The 400-nt window shown below is 32.8% G+C and carries 1 pseudogene; it reads right to left on the bottom strand.

Going from position 1 to position 400, the window contains the following annotated elements:
- Positions 1-41: 41 nt before the first annotated feature.
- Positions 42-400 (bottom strand): annotated as a pseudogene (locus tag GQ590_RS12115) (hypothetical protein); the annotation flags it as partial.

Here is a 400-nt window from a genome sequence, read left to right as displayed (position 1 = left end):
AGGGTGATAAGCATAATAATCGTTTGTTTACTACACAATCTTTAATTCAATTCATCAATTTCTTTATCCACAAATTTGCGTTCGACAAGTTCACCGTCTTTATAGGTTTCTGTGTACAAAAGTTTGCCTTTTTTAGCAGAAGATAGATCAGCAGATCCATCTGGCTTCTCTTGGTAATCTAATTCATAAAACTTCCAAATTCCAATCGGTAATCCTTTTTGGTAATTTGCTTCAAGGTAAGTATAACGGTAAGTATAATAACCATTCAGCTTCTTCTCAATCCATAAACCTTCGCGAGTATGATTTTCGACTAACCCTTGCTCTTGATTATCTTTATAGTTACCATTTTTAGGATAGTAACGAATAAATTTGCCATCGTCATTTAGTTGATATTGATAAA

The organism is Gilliamella sp. Lep-s35 (assembly GCF_009795845.1).
Taxonomy (GTDB): domain Bacteria; phylum Pseudomonadota; class Gammaproteobacteria; order Enterobacterales; family Orbaceae; genus Gilliamella.
Note: the sequence above shows the minus strand (reverse complement) of the source record. Positions and strands in the feature narration are given on the sequence as shown.